Source organism: Burkholderia sp. AW49-1 (assembly GCF_053427845.1).
This window is the reverse complement of the sequence record NZ_JBSAXF010000008.1, coordinates 252,610-267,548: the sequence shown is the minus strand read 5'-3', so window position 1 is coordinate 267,548 and position 14,939 is coordinate 252,610. Positions and strand designations below refer to the sequence as shown.

Genomic DNA, 14,939 nt, shown 5'->3' with positions numbered 1-14,939 from the left:
ATTCGCCAGGACGAGCTCCGCGCGAGCGCCTGCGATCTCCAAAGCGCCGCGAATTTGAGAGGGGTTCGGGCTGTTGACCTGGTTGACGATGATCCGCGCGGCCTGTCCGGCGCCGTAATTCGGGTTGCCGTTGATCCAGCCCGCCTGCTGCGTCTGAACCATCGTGGCCGAGTTGTTCAGGATCGCGCCAGCGCGCTGCACGTCGAACTGGTTGTAGGTGTTGACCGAGACGCCCGCACTCGACGGACGCGCCACGTTGACTTGCGGCAGGCCGTTCGGCGTTTGGATTACCTGCGTGCTGGTGCCAGGCGTCGGAACGATCTGCGCACCGGACAGGGTGGGTAGCATGCCGAGCGCAGCGATGCCCGCCATCACAACGCGAGCGCCGGACGCCGACGACCGCCGCTGTGCGCGTATCTCTCCCGTTGCCGATTTGCCTTCAGCCGTCGCAGTCTCCGCGACGGCCACCACCATACCCCGAAGCCTGGAATACACCAGGCGGTGCGTATTCTTGTTCATTCTCGTCGACGCGTCCCGCGTCCATTTGTTGGTTATTGGACGAGAGCCTACCGAAACCATGAAAGGTAACTGTCAACAATTGCCAAGCTGTTGACGGAAAACCACAAATTTCAAATTTCAGATTCGTCCAATTGACATGCACTCGGGCATCTCCGGTCAAGTTCCAAAAGCATACAGGCGGCAAACCAGATCAACTTCTGACGTGCCTATCGGATGCCCGTCTGTTACGCACTCGGAGCCAAACGACGAATCGAATTTTGTTCAGCAGTTGAGCGTTGTGACGTGCGATTATTCGCACAAGGGTCTTTCGAGATTGATGGGAAGCCGCCCATGCACCCTGACACAATTGACAGGCCCATTATTGGACGCACAACCTGATTCGCTATCGCGAGGCCACGTCCAACCGACTGAAGCCGCGCAATACCTGAGAAGGTGTGAGACTATCGCCACGTGCGGCATGTTGGAATTCTTGGAGGTGGAGCATTGCGCGACGAATTGATGACTGAAGCTTTGTGCTGGCAACTCGAATCAAAAGTCACAGCGGAGTATGCGTATGCCGCCAGAACGAAGTATGAGTTCACCTGTTATTGTCCGCATGAAGCCTGCCTTGCGAAGGTGTACCCAAAGCAGAGGGTGAACACATATTTCTATGCTCCCAACAGACATGCCGCTGGCTGCCCCAATGAGGCTCGCTCTACAGAGTCTTCGCTCAATCCCGATTCGCCTAAACCGAGACCCTCAGACGTACCGGCAAAGCCGATCCCGAATGTTCTCGGTTCGGGACCAACGATAAAACAAAAATCTCGTGCTCCGACAAAGGACGAACTGCTGCAGCTTGCTGCAGTAGTTCGGGCGCTCCCCGCACTGCATCCGGGGACACTCGAGGAAGTGATTGATGCTTGGGCACGCATGACGCCCAGTGAGCGAGCAGTGCAACCGTTAGCTGTCGCGAACCGGAACTTGACGTACGCAACTGCGTTTACATTTCTCGGTAACGCGCCCGACGATATCGACTCACTGAATGTGCGTGAGCGGATCATCTTCGGCGCAGCCACTGTCGTCGAACTCGATTATTGCTATCTCATCGAAAGCAGAAAGAGATTTCAATACGAAGCCAAAAAATTCCCTTTGCGGATGGTGCTGAACAAACGGAATTTGGCTCCAGACTATCTCTCAGAAATAGTCGACAAAAAAGCGACCTTGTTTTTGCATGGCGTAGCTGCCAAATTCGACGGCATAGGAAACGTGTTCCGCTCCACCGTTGATTCCGGTTCGCCTTACACCGGAATCGTCTTGAAAGAGGGCGAGCTCGCGCCTTGGACAACGGCAGTATCCAAGAGCGCATCTCCCGAGCGATAGGCGCCGCACGTGAGTTTCCTGCACTTTTCGGAACGGAGATTGCTGTAGCTTGCTGAGCAAGTGCCCGCGCTTGTCACGGCAGGGCCGTTCTCCTTACGGTTAGGCACAAAGGCCAACGACCTAGCCGGCAATGAAATCGACTTATCGACTCTGTCTCAGTGAGTGAGGCGAACAATTTTTTCGATCAAAACCACCAAATCCATAGCCAAATTAAGCAATATTTTTCACATCAACATCATCCTCAGATTCATTGTGGCTTATCAGATTTTTCACCGCACTCCTACGCATTGACTCGTGCGGTGACCTACGCGAGAAACACTGTCGCCTTCACCCTTAATCTCAAACCCGTGAAGCTCGGAATAAATAGCGGCGACGTCGACAATAGCGTTACTGTTGTGCACGCCCAGTTCCTGGACAAGCAATTTCGGCTTCGGGCTTCGTGCATTCAACATCGAAATTAGAGCTTTTCTTATCGCCTTGTCATCAAGCATGCGCATCAAAAAAATGAAGAAAGGTTAAGAACACGTCTGAGAAAATGTCAGCGCCTCTTTCCAGCGATATTTTGGTGGCGCCAGAGATGATTCGACTCGGAGCGCCGCATTAGCGGGGGCAGATTGACACTCTCCATCAACCCCTCTTTCTTTGGCTTGGTCGAAAACGTACTCACCCTGAATATAGCCCCTGTTTTCGCTCAACTTGGGAAGCATCGACCCTGCGAGAGTATGGGTGATTCTACAGGTCTTGACCAGATCAGCCCGCGGCCACCCCAGCCTGTCTGGTCGCCCCGCTACCTGCATGCCTCTCCAGCCGCAAGGCTTTGTGTAGTGGTCTAATGAATCCGGACACTGATTTAGGCGAGAATGGTCGCCATGAAGAGGTGTCTGATGAGCAAGCAACGACGTACGTTTTCCCCGGAGTTCAAACAGCAAGCCGCCTGTCTGGTGCTCGACCAGGGTTATAGCCATATGGAAGCAAGCCGCTCGGTCGGCGTCGGCGAGACGGTGCTGCGCCGCTGGGTGCAGCAACTTCAGATGGAACGCCAGGGCGTCACGCCGCAGGGCAAGGCAATCACGCCGGATCAACAGCGTATTCAGGAACTCGAGGCGCGTATCTGTTGATGTCCGCACAGAACTGACCCACTAGAGCTGCAAATTTTCATCGAATTTTGACCCACGTGATTGAATGCCCTGCTCAATCTTTGAGCAGGGGATACAAAGGTGATCACGGTGGGCATATTGGCCAAGATCAGGCGGATGTATTTCCGCGAGAAGGTCCCGCTGCGCGAGATTGCGCGGCGTACGGGCCTGTCCCGAAACACGGTGCGCCGCTGGCTACGGCAGACTGATGCTGTCGAGCCGAAGTATCCGAAGCGCGTCAGCCCGAGCGTCATCGACGACTGGGCCGCACAGCTGACAGGTTGGCTGCGTGCCGACAGTCATCGCCCGAAGCGTGACCGGCGCACCGCCCGGTTCATGTTCGAGGCGATCCGCGCCGCGGGTTACGCCGGCAGCTACGGCCGCGTGAGCGCGTTCGTGAGGCGTTGGCACGAGGAGCAGGCTGAGGCGCCTCGCAGGAAGGCCTTCGTGCCGCTCGCCTTCGAACCCGGCGAAGCCTTCCAGTTTGACTGGAGCTGCGAATACGCGTTTGTTGGCGGGCTACGGCGACGCCTGGAGGTCGCCCACGTCAAACTTAACTCTAGCCGCGCGTTCTGGCTCGTCGCCTATCCCACCCAGAGTCACGAGATGCTGTTCGACGCACACGCCCGCGCATTCGCCGCGTTCGGCGGCGTGCCGCGGCGCGGCATCTACGACAACATGAAGACCGCGGTGGACAAGGTTGGCCGCGGCAAGGAGCGTGCGGTCAACGCGCGCTTCGAAGCGATGTGCAGTCACTACCTGTTCGAGCCGGAATTCTGCAACCGGGCCGCAGGCTGGGAGAAAGGCATCGTCGAGAAGAACGTTCAGGACCGGCGACGTCAGATCTGGCACGAAGCAGCGCTACGGCGCTGGGAAACGCTGGAGATCCTGAACGAATGGGTCGCTGGTCAGTGTCGTGAGGCGTGGCACATGCGGCACCCGCAGTGGCCTGAACTGACAGTCGAGGATGTGCTGCAGGACGAGCGTACCCGGCTGATGCCCAATCCACGGCCGTTCGACGGCTACATCGAGCAGACCCTGCGAGTCTCGTCGACCAGCCTGATTCACTTCCAACGCAACCGATACAGCGTGCCCACCGAGTACACGAACCAGTTGGTGAGCGTGCGCTGCTATCCGGCATATCTCAGCGTCGTCGCCAACGCCCAGGAGATCGCACGCCACGAACGCAGCTTCGAGCGGCACATGACCTTCTACGATTGGCGCCACTACGTCACGCTGGTCGAGCGCAAACCCGGTGCACTGCGCAACGGCGCACCGTTCATCACGATGCCGCAGCCGCTGCAACTGCTGCAGCGGCATCTGCTGAAACACCCGGGCGGCGATCGCGTCATGACGCAGGTGCTCGCTGCGGTGCGCGAACACGGGCTCGATGCGGTGCTGCTCGCCGTACAGGCTGCGCTGGATTCAGGACGCCCCAGCGCAGAGCACGTCCTGAACGTGCTGAGCCGGCTGAAGGCGCCCGTCACGAATGGCAGGCTCGCCACGACGAAACTCCAGCTCAAGGAAGAGCCCGCGGCCGACGTGGGCCGTTACGAGACGCTGCGCGCCAACCCACCGGAGGATCGTCATGTCTAACGATATCGCGGCCCAGCTCAAGGGTCTTAAACTGCACGGCATGGCGAGCACATGGCCGGAGCTGCTCGCGCAGTCGCGTCACACTGACTTCGAGCCGGAGCGCTTCATGAAGCAGCTGTTGATGGCTGAAACCGCCGAACGGCAGGTGCGCTCGATCGCCTATCAAATGACCGCTGCGCGCTTCCCGGCACACCGCGACCTGAAGGGCTTCGACTTCGCGCAGGCACACGTCGACGAAGCGCTGGTGCGCGAACTGAGCGAGCTGTCGTTCCTCGCAAGCGCGCACAACGTCGTGTTCATCGGTGGTCCGGGCACTGGCAAGACGCACCTCGCCTCAGCGATCGGAATCGAAGCCGTACAGCGCCACGGCAAGCGTGTGCGCTACTTCTCGACCGTCGAGCTGACCAACGCCCTGGAGCAGGAGAAGTCCATCGGCAAACAAGGCCAGATTGCCCACAAGCTGATGTACGTCGATCTGGTGATCCTCGACGAACTGGGCTATCTGCCGTTCAGCCAGACCGGCGGTGCATTGCTGTTCCATCTGCTCTCAAAGCTATACGAGCACACGAGCGTCGCGATCACGACCAATCTCAGCTTCGGCGAGTGGGCGAGCGTGTTCGGGGATGCAAAGATGACGACAGCGCTGCTGGACCGCGTCACCCATCACTGCCACATCGTCGAAACGGGCAATGAATCGTGGCGCTTCAGGACCAGTTCTGCCAAGGCAAAGACAACAAGAAAAAGAGCGGCAAAACCAGAGGGTAACGAAGAGTTATCCACACCGGAATAGATGTACTACGCTGTCTCGGGGTGGGTCAGATTTAGATGAAATCGGTGGGTTAAGACTCGGTGGAAATCAACACGTGCGGCAGCCCATGTGTCATTCTCGCGCTCAGACAGGCACCCGCCTGTCACCCTGATGTCACCCGGCGGGGTGTCAAACCAGACGATGACGGAAGTAGCGCCCAAATGAAAAAACCGACCTAAGTGGCCGGTTTTAAAGGGAATTTATGGTGGAGCGGAGGAGGATCGAACTCCCGACCTTCGCATTGCGAAGCCGAAGCCCAGAACTCAATCCACACGCCAAGACCCTTATCTGAAAAGGCTTTAATCAGGTTCACAATAACATCGGTTGCTACAGAAAGCAAATCTGGGGAAAATGTACCATCATTTTTTCCCTCGGAGCCGGTCATGGCAGCACGGCAAGACTTGAACGCCCCCAACGTCTACGAGAAGCGCGGCAAGGGCTGGCAAGTCCGCATTCAACGCAAGGGCTGGCGCGTCGATGAGACCTTTCCCTTCGTCGAGGGCAACGAAGCGAGCCGGCGCGACGCGTTCAACCGGGCGAGCGCGCGGGCGAACCAAGCCTTGCAGGCGATCACCGCCGGACGCTCGCCGCACGTCGTCGAAAACCGCGAGGGCACCTTGCGCCAGGCGGTGCAGCGCTACCTCGACGACGAAGTGCCGCTGCACAAAGGCAAGGCCAAGGAAGAGTCGCGCATCGGGCAACTCATGGCCCCCAAAGGCGGCTTGGCCGGCAGCGCGATGCTGCTCGACCAGCGCCTGGAGAACCTGCACCGGCAAGACTTCAAGGACTGGCGCGACAGCCCGGCGATGCAAAAGCGCGGGTACGCCCCGGCGTCGATCAACCAGTTCTTATCGATTTTCTCGCGCGCGCTTGCGCACGAGGCCAAGCAGCCCGGCCGGGCTTGGCTCGCCAACAACCTGCTGCAAGACCTGAACTTGCCGGTGAACGACGCCCGCGAGCGCATCGCCAGCAAGGTCGAGGTCGATAGCGTGCTCGCCGCGGCCGGTTCCGCCCCGACCCGCCTGGGCCTGCGCATGCTGCTCGAAACGCCCGCGCGCCGTGGCGAAATCGCCGCGCTGCAGTGGGACGACGTGTCGATCGACGGCCCCGGGCATCCGTCCGCCCTCTTTCGCAACACAAAAAACGGCACATCGAGGGCGATCCCACTGCCGCCCGGCGTGGTCGCATTGCTCAAAGCGATCCCAGCCGCGAAACGCTACGGGTTCGTGCTGAAAAGCCCGAAGGACACGCGCGAGAAGCCGGTGGGCATCCGGCCCGACGCGATCACCCGCGCCTGGATTCGTGGGCGCGATCGCGTGATGGAGAGCAACCCGCAGATCGCGGACCTGCGCGTACACGACTTTCGGCACACTGCGACCACGGCGCTCGCCAAAGTCGTCCACGATCCGCTGAAGCTTTCGAAGTTTACAGGCCATAGGGACATGCGGATGCTCGCGCGCTACTACAACCCAACCACCGACGACTTGGCTGAAGCCGCCGGCTGGCTCACGCCGAAGAAGAAGCGCCCGGCGCGCAAGACCACCTCCAAAGCATAGGTCGGGGCGCCGACGCTCCCCGCCCGCTCACGCCCGTTCGTCGGGCGTTGAGCCGGCCCATCCCTCGCGCTCAAAACCTGGGCCGGAGGCCCGATCCCGCTCACGCGCCGTCACCACGGGCGAACCGCACCGCCCGCCGAGGCCCGCCGGGCAAGGCTTTCCGGCCGATCCAACACCTCGCAACACGCTGCAACCCACTCGCTGTACGACGCCCTCCTCGCCTGGGTACATTCCGCTCACCGCAAATCCCGCGGTGCAACTGGAGCGTGCCATGCAAGACCGCAACACCAACACCACCCCGTCGCTCGACGACATCCTTGCCCGCCTTACCCGCGAGCAGCTCGACACGCTGGCCAAGCGCCAGATGGCGTTGTTCGTTGCCATTCGCGACGCGGATCACGCCGGTGTGAAGGCCGCTCTGCGTGCCCCCTCGCCCGTTCCCCTTGTCCGCCTCGCGTGCCACCTTGGACCGCACCAACACATGTCCATGCTTCACCTTGCCGCGGGGCGCGGGAGCGCGGAAATCTGCCGCCTCTTGATCGACGCAGGCGTCGAACTTCACGCCGTCGCGTACGACAAGAACGGCTTCGAACTCTCGTCGCTGGACTTCGCTCGTGCGCACAAGCACCGCGAGGTGATCCGCCTGCTCGAACGCGAGTCGGACCGCCAAGGCATCGACGCCGAGTCGATGCAGGCCGCGGTCGTGCGGCGCCCGGACGGCACCGTGAGCCTTGCCATCGTGAACCGCTACACCGGCGACGTACTGGACTACGGCCGCGCCCGCCTCGCCAGCGGCCGGGCCATGAACAACCCGGCCGTCATGCGCAAGGTCGCCGAACTCATGACCGGGGAAAAACTGGGCGACGACGTTGTGTTCGCGTCCGCCGAACTCGCCCCGATGGGGGGTGCCACCCGCCACTAATACAAATGATTTGGTTTGTTTGATACATCCATCACACCATTTAGGAGTGCATTTTATGAGCACCATCGACACCACCATCAGCGGCATGACGATCTTCGACATCATGGCCGCCGAGACGCGCGCCGACATTGCGGACGGCATCGCCAAGGCCACGGCGCTCGGCATCGGCGTCGGGTTGGACGCGAAGGCTCGCGCATGGGCGATTTGGAGCCAGGTGACGTACCCGTTTCCGATCACGCATGACAGCGACGTTCGCCAAAAAGACATGTACGACGACTACCTGTTGACGTGCGAGATGTGCGGCGCGTTCTACGACGACGGCAACGTGCTCGAATGGGACGAGTTCTGCGACGCCGTGAACGACATCGCCGACCAGAAGGAACCCGTCAACGTGCTGGCCGCGATGGACAAGGACACGGTCGACCGTGCGATCGCCGCCGAGCGCGCGTACAGCGAAGCACAGGACGAGTGGATCGAGGACTACATCGAGCAGAACGCCAGCGACCCGGACGATGACGACGAACGCGACGCACTCTGGGACGACGCGCAGGCCGATCCGGCGTACGAGGCGTTTTGCGACCAGACGCGCATCAACATCGCCGCCGAGCACGGCATCACGGCCGAGGTGCTGGACCACGCGATTGCCCTGATGAACGACGGCGACGACGCGCTGGCCTTGCTTGACCAACGCCGCGCCGAACTCAAAGGCATGAACGCCGAAGCCGGCGCCGTCCTGAACTGATCCATCCACCGGAGAAAATACCATGAGCATGAACCTCGAACTGCCCCTCGATTGGCCCGCCGGGGCCGACCCGTTGTTCGACCTGTCGAAAGGATGGTCGCGTGCGCACGAGGCGATCTACGCGCACGATCCCGAAAGCCTCGAAGCGCTGCTCGAGGCCGGCTACCCCGTCAACGCCGAGGACTCGAAGCGCACGCTGCTGCACAGCGCCGCGATGTTCGGCGATGCGGCGATGGTTCGCATGCTGCTGAAGCACGGCGCGACGATCGACAAGCCGGACGCCTGCGGCGTCACGCCGTTGCACAGCGCGGCGTGGAAGAACAACGCGGACACCATCAAGGCGCTTTGCGAAGCCGGGGCCACCATCGACGCGCGCGACGACGACAACGCAACGCCGCTGCACACCGCGGCGTTGCGCCTCGCCCCGAAGGCGGTCAAGGCGCTGATCGACGCCGGCGCGGACGTGAACGCCTCATGCGAAAGCGGAACGCCGTTGTTCCTCGCCGTCACGGGCGAGAACGACACGCGCTGGGAGCGCGATTACCGCCACAACGGTGGGATGCGCGCCGACGTGCGCGTTTTGCGCGCGTTGCTCGACGCCGGGGCCGAGCCGAGCGAAGCCGTGCTGGCCGAGGCGGTCGCGAGCAACCACACGCTCGCGATTCGCGCGCTCGTGCGCGCCGGGGCCGATCCGATGGCCGTGATCGGCCGCCACGAGGCAGCGCGCCAGACGCTCGCGGAACTGACCGCGAAACGCGAGGCCGGCGTGCTGCGTACCGTGCTGCGCAACGTCGCGGAACCCGTCGCGGTGCGCGAGCGCTCGCGGCTCTGAAACGCCACGACGCCATGTTCATAACCCACAACCTTGCCTAACCAGGAGCCATCACCATGACCAACCGCACCAACCAAAAGCGCGAGCCGTTCTACGGGATGCCCCCCGAAGCACGCGCGGAACTCGCAGCAAAGGTTCAGCAGCACTACCGCGACGGGCTGGCACGGATCGCCGCCTTCATCAAACAGCCCGACGACGACGAGGAAGGCGGCCCGGTGGTCGTCGAAACCGATCGCGACTTCCGTGATCGGTACGGCTACCCGGCCGAGTGGGACGAGGAGGAACGGCAACCGCCCCAGCGCCCTCATCCGGCCGGCGTAATCGAGGCGATGTTGCGCGACACGGCATGCTCCAGCGATGAGATGGATGCTGGGCTTTTCGAGGGCTTGAGCGATGACTGATCTCGAACGCTGGCTGATCGAAGTGTGGGACGGCCCGGTGACGCATTGGCACCTGAACCACAACGGGGCGGACATGTACACGTCCTACATCGAGTTTTGCCCGGATTGGTCGAAGACGATGAGCAGCACCGAGTTTTACCACGCGCTCTGGCCGCTGGCCGAGGCGAACGAGGCGGCCGGGATCGAGTAACCGCAGCGGGGCTCCAACGCGCCCGCACGAAACCTTGACGGCCGAGTCGTCGGCCGCCAGATGTACCAGCAGCACCACGCGACCCGCCGGGAGACAGGCCCGGCACCCGCCCGGTTCGTCGGGGCACTTTCCCAACCACCGACGACTGGAGAAACACGTGAGCAAGCATTACAGCAGCGACCACGATTTCAACGACGCCATCACCGCGCTCGTGAAAAGTGGCTGGCAATACAGAACTGCGGGCCGGAGCAAGCACGCGAAACTGATCGCGCCCAACGGCCGAAAAATGACCATACCGTATTCGCCCGGCGACTGGCGTGCGATCCGCAACTTCCATCGGGACACCGCGAAACTGGCCGCGTTGCCGGCAGCGAAGCGGGATTGACCAGCAGACCCGACGGCGCCAGCAGCAGGCGGTAGCGGGTCGGCCAGGGGCGGCGATAGCCGCCCGTTTTTGGGTTCCGCGAGCGTCGGGACCGCCGAGTGAAAGCAAAACGACGGTTTCGACACGGGTAAACACAGGTAAAAACAGGTGGTTTTTCGGCTTACCCGTGAGCGCAAAGCCTTATGGGGTCGGGGTTCGCGGGGCGCGACACAGGTAAAACAGGTAAATCCGGCGGTACGGCGCTGAAGAGCAAAAGCGTTTTCAAAAACAAAAACGGAGAGCAGCAGGGACGGTGCGGTTTTTCATTTTTAAAACGAGGTCGAGCAGTTGTGAGGGCGATTCGACGTTTTACCTGTTTTACTTGTGTTGGAGACCATGAAATCTGGCTTAAAGCCTTGTCCCATAAGGGTTTGAGCCGACACAGGTAAAACACAGGTAAGTCGTTGGAACCCCGGCAGGCGGGGCTCGCCGACACAGGTAAAACACGGGTAAGCGGGCGGCGACAAGACCGGAGCGCGTTCGCGCCCGGCCGATCCGCCTTCGGCCCGATCGCTGGCGCCGGAGCACGGCGAGCAGGACGCAGCACGCGGTACCGCAGAAAAACGTAATCAGGATGTTGACACGGAGCCGTGGGGCGGTATGGTACGTAGGCAGGGGCGTGGAACATCGCACCCCGACCAACGTTCACCATCGGGCTTGCCGAGCGCAAGCCATGACCGAAGCCCCCGGCCTAAACAGCCTGGGGCTTTTTTGTTTCACCAACGAGGAGAAGAGCATGACCATCGAAGCCGGAACCCGCTACGACGCGGCCCTTTGCTTGCGACTGCCCAGCCAGGCGCGCGACGAACTGGCGCGGGTGGCTGCGGAACGCGGCATGAAGCCGACGGAAATGCTGCGGGCCGCGATCATCGCTTTGGTTCGTGACCCGAGCGTGTTCCCCGACATCGGCTTGCCTGTCCGCGAAAAGTTCACCGCCTGAAAAAGAAAAGACCAGCGCCGGCAAGCACTGGTCCTGATGTTTGAACGCTGCACCCTCTAAAGCGCCGGTTCACGTTGTACCGTAGTGAGAACCGGCTCCGTCGTCAAGTTTCAAGGAGCCCTTCATGCCCACCTCGCTCGCTCGCCGTCCGGCGTTCCCGTTGCAGTACCGCCCGGCGGGCACCGCCACGGTGTTCGACTTCAAGGCGCACCGCGCCGCAGCCCTCGCGCCGACGCCCGACGATGGCCCCGTGCGGTTCGGCGACGACGACGAGGACGGCATCGCACTGGCCGACCTGCCGCACGACGACCTGCCGGAGTCGGACGTGTTCGACGACGAGAACGACAGCGACGGCAACGACGAGCCGGCCGGTGGTGCGTTCGAAGGCCGCGGCACCGTGCCGATCGAAACCGGCCGCCCCGAAGAAGAGGACCGCAAGTCGCAGGTCAAGGCGCTGCGCCTCCAGGTCAAGACCTTGACCGCCGAGGCCAAGGCCGCCGCCACGAAGGCCAAGAGCGCTCTGAACGCAAAAACGAAGGCCGAGGACAAAGTGGCCGAACGCGAAGCGGTCGCGGCCACGCTGTCCGGTACGGCGCAGGTACGCGAGCAGGCGAAGATCGCCACGGCCCGCCTGGCCGTTGAGCGTGCAACGGCCGAGGCCGAGCGCCTGGCCGGCGAAGCCGACGACGCCCAGCGCGCCCAGGCCGAGGCCGAGGAAGCGCTGCACGCGCTCGAAACGCTCGCCAACCAGCCGGATGACGTGACGCCAGAAGTGAAGTACTTGAACTACTGCATCGCCGACAGCACGTACCGGCCCGGCGGCCGGTCGGTCGACAACGCGCAACACACCGACGACGTGTTCTACAAGTTCAACGGTACGTATTGGGTGCCGCAGACGGACGAGGACAACGAGCACCGCGCGGCCTCGTTCACGCTGCAACACACGGCCGACAAAGCGACCAGCCGCCTCGTGTTCAGCATGTTGACGTTCGCCTTGATGATCTTGCGCAAGGAGCACGCGAAGCCGGCGCCGGGCAAGGGCAAAATCCACATCCAGTTGAAAAACGCCGTGCTCGAAATCGCCAAGGCCGCCGACGGCACCGTGTCGATCTTCGCGCACAAGCCGGCGCCGCACTTCGGCACGACCGCCTGCATCCAGGCGTCGATCGACTGGAAGCGCGTCGGCCCGCTCGACCACAAGGGCTCCGGCGTCTACACCACGACGCCGCTGGACAAGGCCAGCCTGTTCGGCGAGTTCATCCTGTCGGCGTGCCACGACGACCCGGAGATGGTGAACTACGTGGCCGAGGCGATGGGCTCAACCGTCACGGGCGACAAGACGTGGCGCAAGGCCATCCTGCTCGTCGGCCCGAAGGGCTCCGGCAAGTCCACATTCCAGTCGCTGCTCACGCGCGTGTTTCACCCGGCCTGGGCCGCGGTCGAGCCCGAGAAGTGGGCCGAAAACTTCGCCATGGAGTCGATGGTCGGCAAGACGCTGTACGTCGCATCCGAAACCGAAAACTTCCCGGCTAAAGAGTTCAAGGCCGTGGTCGCGTCGGACATGATCAACGTCACGCGGAAGGGAAAGCCCAGTATCAACATGATCCCGCGCGGGCGCTTGATCATCGCCACGAACGAGCCGCCGCGCTACCGCGACGACCCCAGCGGGGCGATCGCCGACCGGTTGTGCTGCATCCCGTGGGACGTGCAGGCCGAAACGAAGCCGGGCGGTATCAACACCGATCTCGTCGAGCAGATCGTGAGCAACCCGGCCGAACTGCTCCAGATGGTGGACTTCGTGATCGACGGAGCGGTGCGGCTCGTGCGACGCGGGCGGTTTATGCCCGACGCCGAAGCCCCGGCCCCGGTGCGAATGTTGAAGGCCCGCGTGATCGCGTCGAACAACCCGGTGTCGTCGTTCGTTGACGCGTACGACGTGAAAGCGGCCAGCGCGGGCGAGCACACGCCGAAGTTTGAGGTCTACCCGCTGTACGTGAAGCACTGCCAGGCCACGGGCGTGAAAGAGCAATACCGCCTGAACGAGGTCCATTTCTGGCGCAACATGTACGCCTTTTTCGGCACGACGTGGACCCGTCACCAGCGCGGCGGCATCGACTACGTGCCGCTGCTCGTGAAGGGCATCGTGCCGGTGTGATCCGACCGCCGAACGTCCGACCCGGTGCCCGCCTCACGTGCGGGATAGGGCGGTACCGGCGCCGGCCTGGCGCCTTCACCTGGAGCTCATCATGACCGATCAAAACCTCGCCCCCTTCACCGGCGCCGACATGCGCGAGCGCTTCGTGCGGTACTTCAACGTTCGCACGGAGCCGACCGTTTGGACCGGCAAGGCGTCGATCCACGGCCTGTACGCCGACTACTGCGCGCGCTCGAACGTCGAGCCCGAGCCGGAGGCCACGTTCTTCGCGGGCGTGGCCGCGATGCTCGACGACGCCTGGGCGTGCGACCGGCACAACGGCGTTATGCACCTCGTCGTCGACGGCCTGGAACCGCTGCGCCCGTTCGACGGCATCGGCCCTTACGACGCCCCGACGTTCGCCGTACTGCCGAGCGCCGCTCGGCCACGCTTCGCCCGTTAAAAAATGTCATCAGAACGTTGACACGCGGTCGATCTGGAGTTTTATTGAGTACACCAGCGCGACGCACCGCGCCAACGTTCGAAGCCCGTGACCCCACGGGCTTTTGTTTTTTCAACTCTCCCCGGTGCCCGCCTCACGCGCGGGATAGGGCGGTACCAGGCCATCCCGGCCTGTTCACCACGGAGCCACCACCATGACCATCGCCTTCGACCAGTGCATCGGCTTTTCCGACACCGACGACTACGACACCTCGCCGGCCAAACCGGCCCCGGTGTTCCGCTACTCGACCCAGCCCAGTCAACTGGTCCGGTTCGTCGACGACATCGTGCGGCGCTTCAACGTTCTGCCCGACCTCGCCACGCTGCGCATCCGTGCCGTCGAATGGCTGACCAACGACGAGCCGGACCTGCCGGCCGAGGCAGTCGACCTAAAGGCCAAGACGCTCGCCGCGTACGGGCACTCGTTCGCAAAAACCTACGCTGAGTTCACGCAGGGCGCTCCGTTCTGATCGCCCCGGCGCCGCCGTCCGCTCAGGGCCTGCCTGACGGCAGGTTCGGCAGCACCAGCGCCATCCCCGCGCGGGCCATCGAAGCAGGTAATATTGGCAAGCCGAGACAAGGCAAAGCATCGCGACTGTTTTCAACCACAATAGGGGTAGCGCATGAGTAATGTCGCCAAGGTGAAGTGCGGAGAATGTGGCAGGATTGTTGAGATTGATCTAACGACCAGAGAGGTCGATCGCGAAGAGCGGCATATGGGCGCGCAGATTCAATATGACACCACAGGTCAGGCCACCTGCGAATGCGGGAACGAGATCACGTACAGCCAATCCGAATGGGAGTACCCCGAGGGCGTTCCTAATCATAGCGAGAGCCCGAATGTGACAGGTGGCGATTTGGTGTAAGAACTCGAAGCGA

The 14,939-nt window shown here is 62.2% G+C and carries 17 protein-coding genes and 1 pseudogene; 16 read left to right on the top strand and 2 right to left on the bottom strand.

Annotation, left to right across the window (positions count from 1 at the left end; all coding sequences use genetic code 11):
* Positions 1-519, bottom strand: a 519-nt coding sequence (locus tag ACV22W_RS15775) for a two-partner secretion domain-containing protein (RefSeq protein ID WP_448020338.1), incomplete at its 3' end; no start/stop codon positions are given.
* 483 nt (positions 520-1,002) lie between these two features.
* Between ACV22W_RS15775 and ACV22W_RS15770 the strand changes: the two genes are divergently transcribed.
* The 4 genes and pseudogenes from ACV22W_RS15770 to istB all read left to right on the top strand — a co-directional run bounded on the left by ACV22W_RS15770 (position 1,003) and on the right by istB (position 5,400).
* Complete coding sequence (locus ACV22W_RS15770) at positions 1,003-1,878, top strand: hypothetical protein (RefSeq protein ID WP_448020337.1); 876 nt, start codon at positions 1,003-1,005, stop codon at positions 1,876-1,878.
* Positions 1,879-2,762: 884 nt separating this feature from the next.
* Positions 2,763-2,990 (top strand): annotated as a pseudogene (locus ACV22W_RS15765) (transposase); the annotation flags it as partial.
* Positions 2,991-3,131: 141 nt separating this feature from the next.
* Entirely contained in the window at positions 3,132-4,610 is a 1,479-nt protein-coding gene (istA, locus tag ACV22W_RS15760; RefSeq protein WP_419465573.1) for an IS21 family transposase, read from the top strand.
* Positions 4,603-5,400, top strand: a complete 798-nt coding sequence (gene istB, locus ACV22W_RS15755) for an IS21-like element helper ATPase IstB (protein ID WP_021164205.1) — start codon at positions 4,603-4,605, stop codon at positions 5,398-5,400. Before istA ends, istB begins: the two co-directional genes overlap by 8 nt.
* A gap of 193 nt (positions 5,401-5,593) precedes the next feature.
* Here istB and ACV22W_RS15750 read toward each other — a convergent pair whose 3' ends face one another.
* Positions 5,594-5,803, bottom strand: a complete 210-nt coding sequence (locus tag ACV22W_RS15750; protein WP_448020334.1) for a hypothetical protein — start codon at positions 5,801-5,803, stop codon at positions 5,594-5,596.
* Here ACV22W_RS15750 and ACV22W_RS15745 point away from each other — a divergent pair.
* The 12 genes from ACV22W_RS15745 to ACV22W_RS15690 all read left to right on the top strand — a co-directional run bounded on the left by ACV22W_RS15745 (position 5,802) and on the right by ACV22W_RS15690 (position 14,926).
* Positions 5,802-6,974 (top strand): tyrosine-type recombinase/integrase, encoded by a 1,173-nt coding sequence (locus ACV22W_RS15745; protein ID WP_448020333.1) that lies wholly within the window; start codon positions 5,802-5,804, stop codon positions 6,972-6,974. The genes ACV22W_RS15750 and ACV22W_RS15745 overlap by 2 nt on opposite strands.
* 271 nt (positions 6,975-7,245) lie before the next feature.
* On the top strand, positions 7,246-7,896 hold the full coding sequence (locus tag ACV22W_RS15740) for a hypothetical protein (protein WP_448020331.1): 651 nt from the start codon (positions 7,246-7,248) through the stop codon (positions 7,894-7,896).
* The gene (locus tag ACV22W_RS15735) at positions 7,880-8,638 is read left to right on the top strand and encodes a hypothetical protein (RefSeq protein ID WP_448020329.1); all 759 of its coding nucleotides are present in this window, start codon (positions 7,880-7,882) and stop codon (positions 8,636-8,638) included. The genes ACV22W_RS15740 and ACV22W_RS15735 overlap by 17 nt, the downstream gene beginning before the upstream one ends.
* A gap of 22 nt (positions 8,639-8,660) precedes the next feature.
* Entirely contained in the window at positions 8,661-9,470 is an 810-nt protein-coding gene (locus ACV22W_RS15730) for an ankyrin repeat domain-containing protein (RefSeq protein WP_448020327.1), read from the top strand.
* A gap of 56 nt (positions 9,471-9,526) precedes the next feature.
* A complete protein-coding gene (locus ACV22W_RS15725; protein ID WP_448020325.1) occupies positions 9,527-9,871 on the top strand; it encodes a hypothetical protein in 345 nt (114 codons plus the stop codon).
* Positions 9,864-10,061 (top strand): hypothetical protein, encoded by a 198-nt coding sequence (locus ACV22W_RS15720; RefSeq protein WP_448020323.1) that lies wholly within the window; start codon positions 9,864-9,866, stop codon positions 10,059-10,061. Before ACV22W_RS15725 ends, ACV22W_RS15720 begins: the two co-directional genes overlap by 8 nt.
* A 157-nt stretch (positions 10,062-10,218) precedes the next feature.
* Positions 10,219-10,446: a hypothetical protein gene (locus ACV22W_RS15715; protein ID WP_448020322.1), complete on the top strand. Its 228-nt coding sequence runs from the start codon at positions 10,219-10,221 to the stop codon at positions 10,444-10,446.
* Positions 10,447-11,158: 712 nt separating this feature from the next.
* Positions 11,159-11,425: a hypothetical protein gene (locus tag ACV22W_RS15710; RefSeq protein ID WP_448020321.1), complete on the top strand. Its 267-nt coding sequence runs from the start codon at positions 11,159-11,161 to the stop codon at positions 11,423-11,425.
* A 124-nt stretch (positions 11,426-11,549) separates the two neighbouring features.
* Entirely contained in the window at positions 11,550-13,580 is a 2,031-nt protein-coding gene (locus ACV22W_RS15705) for a DUF5906 domain-containing protein (protein WP_448020320.1), read from the top strand.
* A gap of 91 nt (positions 13,581-13,671) precedes the next feature.
* The gene (locus tag ACV22W_RS15700) at positions 13,672-14,022 is read left to right on the top strand and encodes a hypothetical protein (RefSeq protein ID WP_448020318.1); all 351 of its coding nucleotides are present in this window, start codon (positions 13,672-13,674) and stop codon (positions 14,020-14,022) included.
* 193 nt (positions 14,023-14,215) lie between these two features.
* Positions 14,216-14,530, top strand: a complete 315-nt coding sequence (locus ACV22W_RS15695) for a hypothetical protein (protein WP_448020317.1) — start codon at positions 14,216-14,218, stop codon at positions 14,528-14,530.
* 153 nt (positions 14,531-14,683) lie between these two features.
* Positions 14,684-14,926, top strand: a complete 243-nt coding sequence (locus ACV22W_RS15690) for a hypothetical protein (RefSeq protein WP_448020315.1) — start codon at positions 14,684-14,686, stop codon at positions 14,924-14,926.
* Positions 14,927-14,939 lie beyond the last annotated feature (13 nt).

What these genes read in the sequence shown, in the direction of transcription:
- ACV22W_RS15690 (WP_448020315.1), top strand. Translation starts at nt 14,684, where the DNA reads ATGAGTAATGTCGCCAAGGTGAAGTGCGGAGAATGTGGCAGGATTGTT.
- istA (WP_419465573.1), top strand. Translation starts at nt 3,132, where the DNA reads ATGTATTTCCGCGAGAAGGTCCCGCTGCGCGAGATTGCGCGGCGTACG.
- ACV22W_RS15720 (WP_448020323.1), top strand. Translation starts at nt 9,864, where the DNA reads ATGACTGATCTCGAACGCTGGCTGATCGAAGTGTGGGACGGCCCGGTG.
- ACV22W_RS15750 (WP_448020334.1), bottom strand. Translation starts at nt 5,803, where the DNA reads ATGACCGGCTCCGAGGGAAAAAATGATGGTACATTTTCCCCAGATTTG.
- ACV22W_RS15695 (WP_448020317.1), top strand. Translation starts at nt 14,216, where the DNA reads ATGACCATCGCCTTCGACCAGTGCATCGGCTTTTCCGACACCGACGAC.
- ACV22W_RS15730 (WP_448020327.1), top strand. Translation starts at nt 8,661, where the DNA reads ATGAGCATGAACCTCGAACTGCCCCTCGATTGGCCCGCCGGGGCCGAC.
- ACV22W_RS15725 (WP_448020325.1), top strand. Translation starts at nt 9,527, where the DNA reads ATGACCAACCGCACCAACCAAAAGCGCGAGCCGTTCTACGGGATGCCC.
- istB (WP_021164205.1), top strand. Translation starts at nt 4,603, where the DNA reads ATGTCTAACGATATCGCGGCCCAGCTCAAGGGTCTTAAACTGCACGGC.
- ACV22W_RS15710 (WP_448020321.1), top strand. Translation starts at nt 11,159, where the DNA reads ATGACCGAAGCCCCCGGCCTAAACAGCCTGGGGCTTTTTTGTTTCACC.
- ACV22W_RS15740 (WP_448020331.1), top strand. Translation starts at nt 7,246, where the DNA reads ATGCAAGACCGCAACACCAACACCACCCCGTCGCTCGACGACATCCTT.
- ACV22W_RS15705 (WP_448020320.1), top strand. Translation starts at nt 11,550, where the DNA reads ATGCCCACCTCGCTCGCTCGCCGTCCGGCGTTCCCGTTGCAGTACCGC.
- ACV22W_RS15745 (WP_448020333.1), top strand. Translation starts at nt 5,802, where the DNA reads ATGGCAGCACGGCAAGACTTGAACGCCCCCAACGTCTACGAGAAGCGC.
- ACV22W_RS15700 (WP_448020318.1), top strand. Translation starts at nt 13,672, where the DNA reads ATGACCGATCAAAACCTCGCCCCCTTCACCGGCGCCGACATGCGCGAG.